Source organism: Enterobacter cloacae complex sp. 394I7 (assembly GCF_057320345.1).
Window position 1 is genome coordinate 1,384,613 of sequence record NZ_JBXWCR010000001.1, and the last position, 14,196, is coordinate 1,398,808.

General features: G+C 51.6%; 16 protein-coding genes and 1 pseudogene. 8 read left to right on the forward strand and 9 right to left on the reverse strand.

Going from position 1 to position 14,196, the window contains the following annotated elements:
• Positions 1-390: 390 nt before the first annotated feature.
• Together ompC and AC2FAP_RS06685 are read left to right on the forward strand one after the other, a co-directional pair.
• Complete coding sequence (gene ompC, locus AC2FAP_RS06680; RefSeq protein WP_032678256.1) at positions 391-1,500, forward strand: porin OmpC; 1,110 nt, start codon at positions 391-393, stop codon at positions 1,498-1,500.
• 224 nt (positions 1,501-1,724) lie between these two features.
• Positions 1,725-1,850 (forward strand): hypothetical protein, encoded by a 126-nt coding sequence (locus tag AC2FAP_RS06685; RefSeq protein ID WP_255320659.1) that lies wholly within the window; start codon positions 1,725-1,727, stop codon positions 1,848-1,850.
• A 58-nt stretch (positions 1,851-1,908) separates the two neighbouring features.
• On the opposite strand, the gene AC2FAP_RS06690 is transcribed toward AC2FAP_RS06685, so the two are convergent.
• From AC2FAP_RS06690 to AC2FAP_RS06710, 5 genes are all read right to left on the reverse strand, one after another.
• Positions 1,909-1,986 carry a hypothetical protein gene (locus tag AC2FAP_RS06690; RefSeq protein WP_485452930.1) on the reverse strand — a complete coding sequence of 26 codons (78 nt, stop codon included), beginning with the start codon at positions 1,984-1,986 and terminating at the stop codon, positions 1,909-1,911.
• A gap of 69 nt (positions 1,987-2,055) precedes the next feature.
• Complete coding sequence (locus AC2FAP_RS06695) at positions 2,056-2,469, reverse strand: GFA family protein (RefSeq protein ID WP_020884007.1); 414 nt, start codon at positions 2,467-2,469, stop codon at positions 2,056-2,058.
• 3 nt (positions 2,470-2,472) lie between these two features.
• Positions 2,473-2,670, reverse strand: a complete 198-nt coding sequence (locus tag AC2FAP_RS06700) for a hypothetical protein (RefSeq protein ID WP_014170281.1) — start codon at positions 2,668-2,670, stop codon at positions 2,473-2,475.
• 134 nt (positions 2,671-2,804) lie between these two features.
• A complete protein-coding gene (locus tag AC2FAP_RS06705; RefSeq protein ID WP_485452886.1) occupies positions 2,805-3,254 on the reverse strand; it encodes a hypothetical protein in 450 nt (149 codons plus the stop codon).
• A 144-nt stretch (positions 3,255-3,398) separates the two neighbouring features.
• Entirely contained in the window at positions 3,399-3,743 is a 345-nt protein-coding gene (locus tag AC2FAP_RS06710) for a DUF1294 domain-containing protein (RefSeq protein WP_040017614.1), read from the reverse strand.
• A 90-nt stretch (positions 3,744-3,833) separates the two neighbouring features.
• Between AC2FAP_RS06710 and AC2FAP_RS06715 the strand changes: the two are divergent.
• Together AC2FAP_RS06715 and ttcA are read left to right on the forward strand one after the other, a co-directional pair.
• Positions 3,834-3,950: pseudogene (locus AC2FAP_RS06715) on the forward strand (site-specific integrase); the annotation flags it as partial.
• Positions 3,951-4,091: 141 nt separating this feature from the next.
• Positions 4,092-5,027 (forward strand): tRNA 2-thiocytidine(32) synthetase TtcA, encoded by a 936-nt coding sequence (gene ttcA, locus AC2FAP_RS06720; protein WP_032678259.1) that lies wholly within the window; start codon positions 4,092-4,094, stop codon positions 5,025-5,027.
• A 58-nt stretch (positions 5,028-5,085) separates the two neighbouring features.
• Here the strand turns inward: ttcA and dbpA are convergent, their stop codons facing one another.
• From dbpA to AC2FAP_RS06740, 4 genes are all read right to left on the reverse strand, one after another.
• Positions 5,086-6,459, reverse strand: coding sequence for an ATP-dependent RNA helicase DbpA (gene dbpA / locus AC2FAP_RS06725; protein WP_014170312.1), 1,374 nt, complete (start codon positions 6,457-6,459; stop codon positions 5,086-5,088).
• A gap of 27 nt (positions 6,460-6,486) precedes the next feature.
• The gene (gene ynaL / locus AC2FAP_RS06730; protein WP_020882481.1) at positions 6,487-6,669 is read right to left on the reverse strand and encodes a proline-rich small protein YnaL; all 183 of its coding nucleotides are present in this window, start codon (positions 6,667-6,669) and stop codon (positions 6,487-6,489) included.
• Between the two features lie 274 nt (positions 6,670-6,943).
• A complete protein-coding gene (gene zntB / locus AC2FAP_RS06735) occupies positions 6,944-7,927 on the reverse strand; it encodes a zinc transporter ZntB (protein ID WP_014170313.1) in 984 nt (327 codons plus the stop codon).
• Between the two features lie 200 nt (positions 7,928-8,127).
• A complete protein-coding gene (locus tag AC2FAP_RS06740; protein WP_485452887.1) occupies positions 8,128-9,279 on the reverse strand; it encodes a methyl-accepting chemotaxis protein in 1,152 nt (383 codons plus the stop codon).
• 457 nt (positions 9,280-9,736) lie between these two features.
• On the opposite strand from AC2FAP_RS06740, the gene AC2FAP_RS06745 reads away from it, so the two are divergent.
• From AC2FAP_RS06745 to AC2FAP_RS06760, 4 genes are all read left to right on the forward strand, one after another.
• Positions 9,737-11,866, forward strand: coding sequence for a putative bifunctional diguanylate cyclase/phosphodiesterase (locus AC2FAP_RS06745; RefSeq protein WP_449542467.1), 2,130 nt, complete (start codon positions 9,737-9,739; stop codon positions 11,864-11,866).
• Between the two features lie 92 nt (positions 11,867-11,958).
• On the forward strand, positions 11,959-13,191 hold the full coding sequence (locus tag AC2FAP_RS06750) for a sensor domain-containing diguanylate cyclase (protein ID WP_014170316.1): 1,233 nt from the start codon (positions 11,959-11,961) through the stop codon (positions 13,189-13,191).
• Positions 13,192-13,264: 73 nt separating this feature from the next.
• Positions 13,265-13,405 carry an Ecr family regulatory small membrane protein gene (locus AC2FAP_RS06755; RefSeq protein ID WP_020882478.1) on the forward strand — a complete coding sequence of 47 codons (141 nt, stop codon included), beginning with the start codon at positions 13,265-13,267 and terminating at the stop codon, positions 13,403-13,405.
• A gap of 217 nt (positions 13,406-13,622) precedes the next feature.
• Complete coding sequence (locus AC2FAP_RS06760; RefSeq protein ID WP_025204027.1) at positions 13,623-14,186, forward strand: DJ-1/PfpI family protein; 564 nt, start codon at positions 13,623-13,625, stop codon at positions 14,184-14,186.
• The last annotated feature ends 10 nt before the right edge of the window (positions 14,187-14,196 follow it).

A 14,196-nucleotide genomic window follows, 5' to 3' on the forward strand; every position in this document is an offset into this window, starting at 1 on the left:
CTCCCTCTGCCCGGCTTGTCCGGGCATTTTTTTGCCATAAAAAAAGCCCGATGTATTCACACCGGGCGAGTCCAGATAATTAATGAATATCACGTTAATTCACTAAATGACATTCACATAAATTATGGATGAAAAATCTTAAAGGCATATAACGCCGCTGAGATTATCCGATTTAATGGGCAATTAATAATTTTTATTTAATATGATTAGCTTTAAATCATTTATAAAACCAATGACTATTTCCGTCGCATAATCCGGTTAAGAATTAACTTAACTCGTAACAATTATATTTTATTGTTCTTGGCCAGGAGTGATTTAGCATGAGACAGCTTTCTCGTGCGGAAAGTTCAATACGTAATTAAATAAAAACAACTGCAAAGGAATTCCAAAATGCAAAGAAAAGTACTGGCCCTGATGATTCCAGCGCTGTTAATGGCTGGCGCTGCGCATGCTGCAGAAATTTATAATAAAGACGGCAACAAATTAGATCTGTACGGAAAAGTAGATGGTCTGCATTACTTCTCCGACGATGCCTCTAAAGATGGCGATCAAACTTACATGCGTCTGGGCTTCAAGGGTGAAACCCAGATCAACAACATGATGACCGGTTATGCCCAGTGGGAATACAATATCCAGGCCAATAACACTGAAGGGTCTGATAACCAGTCATGGACGCGTCTGGCCTTCGCCGGTATTAAAGTCGGTGACTATGGCTCCTTCGATTACGGTCGTAACTACGGCGTTCTGTACGACGTGGAAGGCTGGACCGATATGTTGCCAGAATTCGGTGGTGACTCTTACACCAATGCAGACAACTTTATGACTGGCCGTGCCAACGGGGTCGCCACCTACCGTAACACTGACTTCTATGGTCTGGTACAGGGTCTGAACTTTGCCCTGCAGTATCAGGGTAAGAACGAAGATGCCAGCAACAACCAGGAAGGCACCAACAATGGTCGCGACACGCGCCATGAGAACGGTGACGGCTTCGGTATCTCCACCACCTATGACTTTGGCATGGGTATCAGCGCGGGTGCTGCTTATACCTCTTCTGACCGTACCAACGAACAGGTGATGAATACCACTGCCGGTGGCGATAAAGCGGATGCCTGGACTGCAGGCCTGAAATATGACGCCAACAATATTTATCTGGCGGCAATGTATTCTGAAACCCGCAATATGACCCCTTATGGCGATAATACGGATGCCGTGGCCAATAAAACGCAAAACGTTGAAGTGACCGCGCAATATCAGTTCGACTTCGGCCTGCGCCCGGCAATTTCTTATCTGCAGTCTAAAGGTAAAGACCTGGCCAACGGTCAGGGCGATCAGGATCTGGTTAAATATGCTGACGTAGGCGCAACCTACTACTTCAACAAAAACATGTCCACCTACGTTGATTATAAAATCAACCTGTTGGATGAAGATGACAGTTTCTACAAAAATAACGGCATTAGCACGGATGATGTCGTTGCATTAGGTCTGGTTTACCAGTTCTGATCCCAAGAGCCCGCATCGTGATGCGGGCTCGTTATTTTCGTTGCGACGCCTGAAGCCAGCCCTCCTCTTCTCTCCCATCATATTTCCCTCTCTTCGCGCCTCTCGGCTCAGTGAATGTGTGAATCATCTCAAAAGGAAATTTTATGACGGTGTCGTTAAGGGTAAGTTTAAAGAAACCCATGTAGACTCACCTTATAGACTTTGCTTCATTAAGGATAACTGCGTTGTTTGGTCGTGTATCAGTTGCCGTACTTACCCTTCTGGCGATTATATGGATGGCGTTAATTTTTGATTTTGGTGGTGTCGTTGGGCATCTCGGCGCGCTGTTGAACCATCTGGATGGCAGTTAAGGTTTCCCCCAAACAATACGCCACCAGCAGGGCCGGTGGCGGGAAACGTATCAACGGACTATTTTTTGACCGGCCGAGGCTTTTTATCACCTGACTCAGGCGCCTCACGCGGATCGTCTTTCTCAACATACAGCATATTTCTCTCCTGTTTCGGATACCCACTCCCCACTATAGGCCGCATTGTTAAAATCTGGCCAGGCGGCAGTTATGCTTCTTTTTGACGAAAAGAGAGGTAGCCGAAAACCCCGCTGTCGCCATCCGCGGGATGATTAACGCCGTCCATCACCGCCACTTCGGCAAAATCAAAGGGGGTCACATTCTCAAAACAGGCCACATTCACGCCGTATTCGTTGGGATTTGAACGCCGCTGATGGAAGGTATAAATCCCGCAGACCGAGCAGAAGAAATGGCGGGCTGTTCCTGTGTTAAAACGATATTCCGTGAGCTTATCCGCCCCTTTTGTTACGGTAATGCCTGACAGCGGTGCCGAGACCACCACGGCGCCCCGCATCCGGCAAAAAGAGCAGCTGCAGCGCCGGGCGGTATTTAATCCGTCTGAAAGTTCAACGGTAAACGCCACCGCGCCACAATGGCACTGTGCATGACGAATATCAGCCATCGGTTACACCCCCTTTCTCACGAGCTCGGCAGCCTTAACGAAAACCTCGTCTTCAACGCCATCGCCTTTCTGTCTGCCGAGTCTGACCAGTTCACTCACAATACTGTCTCGATGGATGGGTTGCTGTGCTGAAACAAGACCGATAACGGCGGCACCAATTGCCAGTCCCACTAATCCCGTTTGTTCATCTTTGTTCTTCATGTTTGTGCTCCCTTGTACAACACAAAAAGCGTAGCAGGATTGTGGTAAAACGTGGCGTTGTCACGGATGCTATTTATTCTGTGATACAGGGCGTAACCCCTACGCTAACAGGCGATGAGGTCGAGGTGTACGTGTCAGAATCGCGGCGCGAGGCCGTATTTGGGCGCATTAATGTTCGCAGCCCAGACCTTGATGTCGTTTTGAAGAAGTAAGGTGAAATCCGATTTCAGATGGTTAACCATGCCGTTAACGCTCTGCGCATCTTTCACCGAAAAATGCTCTATCCGGTTCTGCCCGACCTGAACACAATAATACGTGGCCGCAAGCACTTTGCCATTCACGTTAAGTTCTTGCCGGGTCCCGTCACAGCGCCCTTCGGTGATATAGGAGACCAGCAAATTTGCTGATTTCCGCTCAGGCTGGGAGATGCTCAACATGACCGGGAAACCGTCTGAAGTCTGGGTCATATCGTAAAGAACAGCATTTTTTATATACCAGGTATTATATTCCCGCTCCTGAAAAGCTGACCTCGAAGGCGCAGAAACGACCACCGGCATTGCCAGTGTAATAGTTTGAATTTTCATGAGATGTTGTCATCCGTGTCGTTGCACACATTATTCAGATCGTGCAAAAAACAGCAACACCTTAAGAATATTCCTACTACTATTGGCAGTCGTTTTTAGTTATCTACCGTGGTCAGCGCGTTATTGCATTCCGTTTGTACACGCTCAGTACGTTAAAACAGGAAAGAGTTGGTACACCGCCACCATCGCTGAAATACTGACGATGACACTGACAACGAAGTAGGTTTTGAAGGGCTGCTTTTGCGTTTTATGGCGAAACAGTTGCTGACCTATAATCGCCCCGGGCCATCCGCCGATAAGGCCAAATACCAGCAGTGTGGCTTCCGGCACTCTGCGCATGGCCCTTCGCGCCGCCATTTTGTCGGCGCCATACGTCGCTAACGTCAGTACGTTGATAAGCAGGAGCCACAGGATAAACGGATGCGAGGTGAATAGACTTCCGATTGCGGCGATCAACAGAAGCAAATAACAAAAGCGATTGAGGGTCATAGCACAAGCCACTGGAATGTTCAGAGTATGTCGAAGCCGCATTATACGCGATATCACAAAGCAAGGTTGCTGCCGTCCACAATTCAAAATCCTGTAAAACGTGCTGGCATTCGGCGCAACAATCCGTACCATACACGGCACACTTTCGCATGCTGGTGGTTAACCGCAGGCGCTGACCCGTCTTTTATTGCCAGTCAGATGGGGCACTAAACTGCGCAGAGGGTGTTTGAAATCTAAGCTTCATAGAGTGAAGAGATGAACAGCAAAGAGAGGGCAATGCTGACAGAAGCTGCCCCTCTAAACCGTTTGCCCCACTGGTGCCCCATTTGAAATTTGAGTACAGATTAAATGCAACAAAATCAAGATATTAATAAGAAAGAGCAATACAACCTGAACAAACTGCAAAAGCGTCTGCGCCGTAACGTTGGTGAAGCCATTGCAGACTTCAATATGATTGAAGAAGGCGACCGCATTATGGTCTGCCTGTCAGGGGGTAAAGACAGTTACACCATGCTCGAGATCCTGCGTAATCTTCAGCAAAGCGCGCCGGTGAAGTTTTCGCTGGTGGCGGTTAACCTCGATCAAAAGCAGCCTGGTTTCCCGGAACACATTCTGCCGGAATACCTGGAAAAACTGGGCGTTGAGTACAAAATCGTAGAAGAAAATACCTACGGGATTGTGAAAGAGAAGATCCCGGAAGGCAAAACCACCTGCTCGCTCTGCTCTCGTCTTCGCCGCGGCATCCTGTACCGTACCGCGACAGAACTGGGTGCAACCAAAATCGCACTCGGCCATCACCGCGACGATATCCTGCAGACGCTGTTCCTGAACATGTTCTACGGCGGCAAGATGAAAGGCATGCCGCCAAAACTGATGAGCGATGACGGCAAACACATTGTGATCCGCCCGCTTGCCTACTGCCGCGAGAAAGATATCGAACGGTTCTCTCAGGCCAAAGGGTTCCCGATCATTCCATGTAACCTGTGCGGCTCTCAGCCGAACCTGCAGCGTCAGGTGATTGGTGACATGCTGCGTGACTGGGACAAACGCTACCCGGGCCGTATCGAAACCATGTTCAGCGCGATGCAGAACGTGGTGCCTTCTCACCTCGCGGACGTTGAGCTTTTCGATTTCAAAGGCATCAACCATGAGTCGGAAGTGGTAAATGGCGGCGATCTGGCGTTTGACCGGGAAGAGATCCCCGTGAAACCTGCTGGCTGGCAGCCAGAAGAAGATGACAATCAGTTTGAAGAACTGCGCCTGAATGTCGTAGAAGTGAAATAGTGAAATAGTGAAATAATGCAAACGCGTCTCAGACCACCGTCTGAGACGCGTTTAAATCTTATTTCAGCAGACGAACGCGACAGGTTTTACCCTTGATTTTCCCGTTCTGCAGCTGTTTCCAGGCCTTATGGGCAACCGACTGGCGAACAGCAACATAAACATGTGCAGGATGTACCGCAATCTTGCCGATATCCGCCCCATCCAGCCCCACGTCTCCGGTCAGCGCACCGAGCACATCACCCGGACGCATCTTGGCTTTTTTACCGCCATCAATACACAGCGTTGCCATTTCTGCTTCCAGCGGAACGAGACTGACGTTGCCCGGTGCATTCACCCAGTTAAGCTTAATCTGCAGCATTTCAGACAGAATATTGGCGCGCTGCGCCTCTTCCGGTGCGCAGAAGCTGATGGCCAGACCGCTGTTTCCGGCACGCGCAGTACGGCCGATACGGTGAACGTGTACTTCAGGATCCCATGCCAGCTCGTAGTTCACGACCAGCTCAAGCGATTTAATATCCAGACCGCGCGCCGCCACGTCGGTGGCAACCAGCACGCGGGCGCTGCCGTTGGCGAAACGGACCAGCGTCTGATCGCGATCGCGCTGTTCCAGATCGCCATGCAACGATAACGCGCTCTGCCCTGCGGCGTTCAGGGCGTCACAGACCGCCTGACAATCTTTTTTGGTGTTACAGAACACCACGCAGGAAGCGGGCTGATGCTGACTGAGCACCTTCTGCAGGAGCGCGATTTTTCCGTGCTGGGACGTTTCATAAAACTGCTGCTCGATAGCAGGCAGCGCATCAACACTGTCAATTTCGATGGTGAGCGGATTTTTCTGCACGCGGCCACTGATTGCGGCGATCGCTTCAGGCCAGGTCGCCGAAAATAACAGCGTCTGACGGTCTGCAGGCGCGAAACGGATCACTTCATCGATAGCATCGCTGAAGCCCATATCCAGCATCCGGTCTGCCTCATCCATGACCAGCGTGTGTAATGCATCCAGCGAGACCGTACCTTTTTGCAGGTGATCGAGCAGTCGGCCAGGCGTCGCCACAATGATGTGTGGTGGATGCTGAAGCGAATCACGCTGTGCGCCAAACGGTTGTCCGCCACAGAGGGTTAAAATCTTGGTATTAGGCAGGAATCGCGCCAGACGACGCAGCTCGCCCGCGACCTGGTCCGCCAGTTCGCGGGTTGGGCACAGCACCAGAGACTGCGTCTGAAACAGCGCAGCATCAATATGCTGTAGCAGACCCAGACCGAAAGCCGCCGTTTTTCCGCTCCCTGTTTTAGCCTGAACGCGTACATCACGCCCCTCAAGAATGGCGGGCAATGCGGCCGCCTGAACAGGCGTCATGGTGAGGTATCCCAACTCGTTGAGGTTATCGAGTTGGGCGGCGGGCAGTACATTCAGGGTTGAAAAAGCGGTCACAATAGTCTCTCGTGGTCATCTTTGCGGTCAGATGGCGCGTATCCTCGCAGATCTCGGGGTTCGATGCGACAATTTAATCGGTTCTTCATCGGGCGGCGGGTCAGGCATGGGTTGCGGACGCGGAACAGGATCGGGCATCGGTGTCGGATCGGTGGGGATCGGATCGGACTGACGTGAATACTGCAGTTGCAGAGCGAGTAAGATGCTCATCATTCCCTCCAGGTTTTACTGACGTCCCTTTTAGGGTAGACGCTGGGGAACAGGAGGCAAAAAAAAGCCGACTAGTTAAGTCGGCGTCGTACGAATCAATTGTGCTATGCAGTAATTCAAAAAAGGAAGTAAGACAATATGGAGCGCAACGCCCATCGCTTGACGTTGCATTCACCTGCGGGAGTAATATTGCACCTTACGCGGTCATTGTTTATTGACTTCGCTCAATTAAAAGAGCGTTATGATCTCCGTAAAAGCTGAAAAAAGCGTAAATTTACAGCCATTTACTACGATGCAACCACCATGCAACACCACCGATCAAAACAACTAACATGACGCAAAATGCGGTAAAGCCATAATGGGCCGCGCCGCCGGGAATTCCGCCCAGGTTCACGCCAAACAATCCCGTCAGGAATGTGCTCGGCAGAAAGACCATTGCCATCAGCGACATCGTATAGGTTCTTCTTGCCAGCGACTCCTGCATCACCTGCGCGATCTCATCCGCCATGACGCCCGTGCGGGCAATACAGGAATCGATTTCATCAAGTCCGCGGCCCAGCCTGTCGGCAATATCCTGCATTCGGCGTCGCTGATCGTCATTCATCCAGTTGAGCCTTTCGCTGGACAGACGCGCGTATACGTCCCGCTGCGGCGTCATATAGCGGCGCATGACAATTAACTGCTTACGCAGGAGCGCCAGAAAACCGCGCGGCGGGATCTGCTGATCGAGCAGGTTATCTTCGAGGTCGATGATTTTATCGTGCAGCTCTTCGATAAACTCACTCGCATGGTCAGTCAGCGCGTCGCAGACGTCCACCAGCCAGCTTCCGCAATCGGTCGGTCCGGTGCCCTCTTTCAGATCGTTCACGATATCATCCAGCGCCAAAACTTTACGCTGACGGGTGGAGACAATCAGACCATCGTCCATATAAACACGCATCGCGACCAGCTGGTCAGGACGTTCATCGGTGCTGCCGTTAATGCAACGCAAAGTGATGAGCGTGCCGTCCCCCATTCTGCTCACGCGTGGCCGCAGGCTTTCACCCGCCAGCGCATCACGCACGTTGTTCGGCAGGAGCGGCGTCGTGGCCAGCCAGTCGGCACTGTCCGGATGGGTATAGTTAAGGTGCAGCCAGCAGGGATGCTCATTATCAATGACATCGTTGTCTTCCAGCGGTCGGGCACCGCCACGACCATCCAGCACCCAGGCAAAAACTGCATCAGGAACGTTTAGTTCTGATCCTTTTATACTCTCCACCGCGCCTCCCCCTTTTCAACTCTTTCGTTGTCAGTCTAGCTTTCATCAGGGGTTAAGCAACAACTATGTTTCGCATCGCGCTGAATTCGCTCAGGAAATAACCGTATTCCGCCAGGCGCCTTTTCAGACCGCACGGGAGGATAATTCAGCGGCGAGAAGCCGGGATAAAAGAGCCCGGTTAACCAGGCTCTTCTCGTGCATCAGAGGGAGTGACCGGGACGCGAGTGGAATGACAGCGGGCCAGCATGAGAAGGCGTGGATTCAGCCTGATACCCCTTTTCGAGCCGGAAGTTACGCGTCCGCGCCTGCAGTTCACTCACCTGATTACGCAGTACATCAGAGGATCCGTTGAGTTCTTCTGCCATCGTAACGTTACTTTGCGTGACCCGTTCCAGCTCAGATAAGGCCAGCGTAATCTGGGAAATGCCTTTCTCCTGCTCTGACGTCGAGGTGAAAATGTCATCCATCAACTGGCTGACATTGCCGGAGCCGGTCACAATTTCTTGCATATTCTTTTCAGCCTCGGACACAACGGTCACGCCCTGAGTGACGTTATTGCTGGTCACTTCAATCAGCGTTTTGATGTTTTTGGCGGCATCCGCACTGCGGTGGGCCAGGTTTCGCACCTCTTCTGCCACCACCGAAAACCCTTTTCCGTGGTCGCCGGCTCTGGCCGCCTCAACGGCCGCGTTTAGCGCCAGGATATTCGTCTGGAAGGCAATGCCGTCGATCATCGAGATAATCTCCGTCATTTGCTGTGCACATTCGGTAATGGATTGCATATTGGTGGCCACCTGCCCCATCAACTCGCCACCTTTACGCGCCTGCAGTGTCGCCCTGTTTGCCTGCTCGCTGGCCAGTCGGGTGTTATCGGCATTATTTCGGGTACTTGCTGCCATCTGCTCCATGCTGGCAGCCGTTTGCACCAGCGATGCAGACTGCTGCTCTGTTTTCACCGAAAGCTGCGCGCTACGCGCGGAGAGTTGATCAGACAAGGTCATGGCGGTTTGCGACGAGGCCATGATCTCGCGTACCAGGGTCGCGATGTTGCTGGAGAGGCTATTAATCCCGGGGATTAAACGCCCTGCACAGTTATTGCCAAATTCAGGGATAGTCACGCCAAGATTGCCTGCAGTCACTTCTTCAATACTTTTTTTCACCGTATTGATCGGCGTCACAAGATACTTTGTCATGTAGCCCCAGAGCAAAAATAGCGCAACGAAATTAATGATATTGAGTGAAATAAAGAGAGAGGATTTGCTGGAAAATAGAACAACGACACCTGCATCAACCAGGAAAAGACATAAAAGGAACCCGGCAATGAAGGTTCTGACACTAATATTTCTTAGCATGATTATATCCACGATTTTATATTTAGGTCGGTATTAAGATTTATAGCATTCGTGTTGTTGTTTGTCCTGATGAACAACGCTGGTTTCACCTTTCGCCGTTAGCCACCTGAGATTTAACTTAAGTCAGATAAAAACAGGGTATTAGTGAAAATGTTATATGCAGCATCCTGTGATACTGGTTTCCTGCCACTTTAAGCGATACCATCGCCTGCGATGAGACAATATGGCCGCGCTCATATTTAAGGAGCTTTGCTGCAATTATTCGCCTTTGTTTAGCAATGCTTAATAAGTGCCGGAAAGAATATATTTTATATTCACCGCCAGCCTTACCGTTTTAATATGACCGGTCGTTTTGCACGATACCTAACTCATATTATTTGAATGCGCATGTACGTTGCCAGTTAAAGACGTGCCCGGCAGGCGAAATCGGTAACCCTCTTTGGCGTGGGATTGCATAATGCTCAATATATCGTGGGACCCTGTGTTAATAGCCCTCTCGTATCTGGTGGCCTTTATCGCCTCATTTGTGGCCCTGGACAGCGCCGGAAAAATCCCGCTTTCCAGCCGTAAAACGGCGATGTTCTGGCGTATCGCCGGAGGCGTCACGCTTGGGATCGGGATCTGGTCAATGCACTTCATCGGCATGCTGTCGATGCAAATGCCGATGATAATGAGCTATAACCTCTGGTTAACCCTCGCCTCACTGGGCGTGGCGGTGGTTGCATCCACGGTCGCCATCAATATTGCCGTAACGGGTAAAACCCTTTCCCCTTTTCGATTGATCGTTGCCACGGTGCTCCTGAGTGCTGGCGTGGTCTGTATGCACTTTATCGGTATGGCCGCACTGATGCTGGACAGCCATATTCTCTGGGATCGACGCATTGTTGCCGTGTCCGTGTTGATTGCCGTTATGGCCTCCGGCGCGGCGCTGTGGCTGGCATTCCGCCTGCGGGATATGCGCAAAGGGGTGTTTATCAATCGTATTCTCGCGGCCTGCGTGCTGGGTGTCGCCATCTGCGCGATGCACTACACCGGCATGCATGCCGCCCATTTTCAGGAAATGACGCATACCCTGCCCGGTGGTATCAGCGAGCTGGGGTTATCGGTCTGGGTTTCTGTCACCACACTGTGCCTGCTCGGCGGTATGTTAATGATTTCGCTCATCGACTCGCACCGGCGGACGAACCGACTGACCGATAACCTACGCCAGCTTAATCGTCAGCTTGAACTGCAGGCGCGGTTTGATGCGCTCACCGGTCTCGCTAATCGCCACCAGATGGACATTCGGATGCAGGATTGCCTGCGCAGCGCATTGCTCAGCAAGAAGCCATTCGCCGTGATTTTCCTCAACGTCGATCATTTCAAACGCATCAACGATACCTGGGGCCACAACACCGGGGATGAGTTGTTAATCTCTCTCGCGCAGCGCATTACCGCCCGCCTTACCCGCGAGATGACCCTCGCCAGGCTTGGCGGCGACGCCTTTATCCTGCTGGTTCCCGAGTGTGACGACGATAAACTCAACGCGCTGCTCACGACATTGCTGGAGGATATGCGCCGCCCGTTTTCACTTTGTGGGCACACGCTGAGCACAACAATCAGCGCGGGGGTCAGCCTCTACCCGCAGGATGGCGAGACGCTGCATGAGCTGAAGCTAAAAGCCGATGCGGCCCTGAATCGCGTCAAAGAGGATGGACGAAACGGCTGGGCCGTCTACCGGAACGAGATGTCAACGGCCATTCCGGCCAACCCCGGCTTCCTGCAGGAGTTAACTCAGGCGCTGGAACGCGATCAGTTTGAACTGTGGTATCAGCCGACCTGGCATGCAAAAGACACCACTATTCACGGTTTTGAAGCCCTTCTGCGCTGGCGGCACCCTGAGCAAGGGGTGTTGCTGCCTAATCTGTTTTTACCGTCGCTGGAACAAACGGGGCTGATCATCCCGGTGGGGAACTGGGCGATTGAAGCGGCATGCCGTCAGCTTCATTTCTGGACAGAACAAGGTTTCAGCCAGTGGACATTGTCCTTTAACCTCTCCCCCGTCCAGTTCGAACAGCCGGATATCTTCCACATCATTTCGTCGATGTTGCATAAATATAATCTGTCGCCCTCCCGGCTTATCCTTGAGGTGACAGAAAGTACCGCACTGAAAAATCTCGACCGCAGTATTGAATTACTCAATGCGTTCAATCAAGCCGGGATTACCGTCTCGATTGATGATTTTGGCACCGGCTATTCCAACCTGTTGATGTTGAGCGTTCTGCCCGCTAAAGAGCTAAAAATCGACAAGAGCTTTGTGCACTCGATGCTGGTAAATGAAAAAAGCCGCAAGCTGGTGGAAACCATTATTAATATCGCCAGGACCATGGAAATGAATGTGGTTGCGGAAGGGATCGAGACGCAAGAACAACAGGTGGTGCTGACGGACCTCGGCTGTGATTACCTGCAGGGGTTTCTTTTCTCCCGTCCATTACCTGCCGAACAGGTTCCCTGGCTGCTGCTGCAAAAAAACTCAGACAAACAAATTATACCCATTGGTAAAATTCACGCGGAACCCGCATATATTTCACAAAAAAATCATGCCTGACCGGGTTAAGTAGAGTATGTTTCAAAGGAGTCCACTCCCGTTAATTCTGTCATGATCCTCAGGCACATTGTGCCGATGTACAGGAATACGCTATGTCGCAAAATTGTTTTGATGCGCTGAATTTAATTAAAACCCCCGTGTGGCTCATTTCACCTGCTTCAGAACAGATCATTTTTGCAAATGTGGCCGCCGCTCAGATCATGGGCGATAAAACCCTGGATGACCTACGCAAAGGTACCTATTCCGCCAATGCGCATCACGTGCTGTCGATGTATGTGCCTGAACTGAAGAGTGAGCAGGAGATCGTCGAAATCTGGACCATCTCCCGCGATGGACATGAAACCGCGCTGAGCTGCCGTCTCTCGCTTGCCCATTTCGTGCCCCAGGGGAATGTTATTGTTTTTGAAGGGCTAACGCAGCAGGTTCTCTCCGGGCTTAAAGCCAGCCGCTCCGCGACCTACCAGCGCAAAAAACAGGGATTTTACGCGCGCTTTTTCCTGACCAACAGCGCGCCAATGCTGCTTATCGATCCGTCCCGGGATGGCCAGATTGTGGATGCCAATCTGGCGGCGCTGACTTTTTACGGTTATGCGCATGATGAAATGTGCAGAAAACATACCTGGGAAATCAATACTCTGGGGCGGGATGTGATCCCCGTAATGACGGAAATTGCCGCGTTGCCGGGCGGCCATAAGCCCCTCAACTTTATCCACCGTCTGGCCGATGGCTCCACCCGCCATGTTCAGACCTATGCCGGGCCGATTGAAATTTACGGTGACAAATTGATGTTGTGCATTATCCACGATATCACCGAGCAAAAAAGGCTGGAGCAGGAGCTGGAACACGCGGCACTGCGTGATTCCATGACGGGCCTGCTCAACCGGCGTCAGTTCTATATCATCACCGACCAGGCCAATACCCATCATCTTCCCGCGCAGCAGCAATTTAGCCTGTTGCTGGTGGATACCGATCACTTCAAAAATATCAACGACCTCTTCGGCCACCTGAAAGGTGATGAGGTACTGATCTCGCTCTCGCGCACGCTGGAAGCCTGTAGCCGCAAAGAGGACCTGGTCTTCCGCTGGGGCGGTGAGGAGTTCGTCATCCTGCTGCCGCGCACCCCGCTCGACACCGCCCTGCAAATCGCCGAAACTGTGCGCGATGCGGTCGCCCGCATCACGATCCCGGGTTTACCTCGCTTCACCGTCAGCATTGGCGTGGCGCGACATAATCCGGGCGAGAGTATGGATGAGCTGTTTAAACGTGTGGACGATGCGCTTTATCGCGCCAAAAGTGATGGGCGCAATAAAGTCCTGGCGGCATGAAACTGGTGTATCTTCGTCAGCCCCGTTACAATGCCCCTCTCGAATAAATGGACTACAGGTGGGTAGATGTGCAATGGGAAAAACAGAAATAATACTCACCATAATTATTTTATTCGTTATTATATTTGGCTTCTGGTTTATTTTCAGCGGTGAGATCTGGTTTCTGGTGGAATACCTTGAGAACAGTATCTACCCCACCTTCGATGCGCTATGACGCATGTTTAATTCCTTGTTTCACCTACCGAATTTGTCAGGTATCAGCACCGGTAAGAGGTGCGTAAAATACGCAACGTTATCCTCCAACAAGTTGATAACGAATCATTAAATCATTTGCTTATTTCGCCCGTTCTCTGACGGGCTTTTTTTATTTCCGGCTATTCAGCTGTGCCAGGCTATATCTTAAACATCGTTAAACCTAAAGGTGAGAAATGATGAGCAAGAAAATCCTGATGTTGGTCGGCGATTACGCCGAAGATTATGAAACAATGGTGCCCTTTCAGGCTTTACAGATGATTGGCCATCAGGTGGACGCCGTCTGCCCGGACAAATCCCGTGGCGACTACATCATGACGGCGATCCATGATTTCGACGGCGCCCAGACCTACAGTGAAAAGCCGGGCCACCGTTTTATCCTCAATGCCGATTTTTCCGCCGTAAAAGAGCAGGATTATGACGCGCTGCTAATCCCGGGCGGACGAGCCCCTGAATATCTCCGGCTAAATGATGACGTGCTGAAACTGGTGCAGGCCTTCGACGCCGCGCGCAAACCGATTGCTGCGGTTTGCCACGGACCGCAACTGCTCGCTGCTGCCGGCATATTAAAAGGACGAACCTGTAGCGCCTATCCCGCCTGTGCGCCTGAAGTCCGCCTCGGCGGCGGGCACTATGCCAATATCGGTATCGATCAGGCGCACGTAGACGGTAATCTGGTCACTGCCCCCGCCTGGCCTGCGCATCCGCAATGGCTGGCGAAATTCAGTGCATTGCTAGAATAACGTTGCCCTG

What these genes read in the sequence shown, in the direction of transcription:
- ttcA (WP_032678259.1), top strand. Translation starts at nt 4,092, where the DNA reads ATGCAACAAAATCAAGATATTAATAAGAAAGAGCAATACAACCTGAAC.
- AC2FAP_RS06740 (WP_485452887.1), bottom strand. Translation starts at nt 9,279, where the DNA reads ATGCTAAGAAATATTAGTGTCAGAACCTTCATTGCCGGGTTCCTTTTA.
- AC2FAP_RS06690 (WP_485452930.1), bottom strand. Translation starts at nt 1,986, where the DNA reads ATGCTGTATGTTGAGAAAGACGATCCGCGTGAGGCGCCTGAGTCAGGT.
- AC2FAP_RS06745 (WP_449542467.1), top strand. Translation starts at nt 9,737, where the DNA reads ATGCTCAATATATCGTGGGACCCTGTGTTAATAGCCCTCTCGTATCTG.
- AC2FAP_RS06755 (WP_020882478.1), top strand. Translation starts at nt 13,265, where the DNA reads ATGGGAAAAACAGAAATAATACTCACCATAATTATTTTATTCGTTATT.
- ynaL (WP_020882481.1), bottom strand. Translation starts at nt 6,669, where the DNA reads ATGAGCATCTTACTCGCTCTGCAACTGCAGTATTCACGTCAGTCCGAT.
- AC2FAP_RS06750 (WP_014170316.1), top strand. Translation starts at nt 11,959, where the DNA reads ATGTCGCAAAATTGTTTTGATGCGCTGAATTTAATTAAAACCCCCGTG.
- AC2FAP_RS06705 (WP_485452886.1), bottom strand. Translation starts at nt 3,254, where the DNA reads ATGAAAATTCAAACTATTACACTGGCAATGCCGGTGGTCGTTTCTGCG.
- AC2FAP_RS06695 (WP_020884007.1), bottom strand. Translation starts at nt 2,469, where the DNA reads ATGGCTGATATTCGTCATGCACAGTGCCATTGTGGCGCGGTGGCGTTT.
- AC2FAP_RS06760 (WP_025204027.1), top strand. Translation starts at nt 13,623, where the DNA reads ATGAGCAAGAAAATCCTGATGTTGGTCGGCGATTACGCCGAAGATTAT.
- ompC (WP_032678256.1), top strand. Translation starts at nt 391, where the DNA reads ATGCAAAGAAAAGTACTGGCCCTGATGATTCCAGCGCTGTTAATGGCT.
- AC2FAP_RS06700 (WP_014170281.1), bottom strand. Translation starts at nt 2,670, where the DNA reads ATGAAGAACAAAGATGAACAAACGGGATTAGTGGGACTGGCAATTGGT.
- AC2FAP_RS06710 (WP_040017614.1), bottom strand. Translation starts at nt 3,743, where the DNA reads ATGACCCTCAATCGCTTTTGTTATTTGCTTCTGTTGATCGCCGCAATC.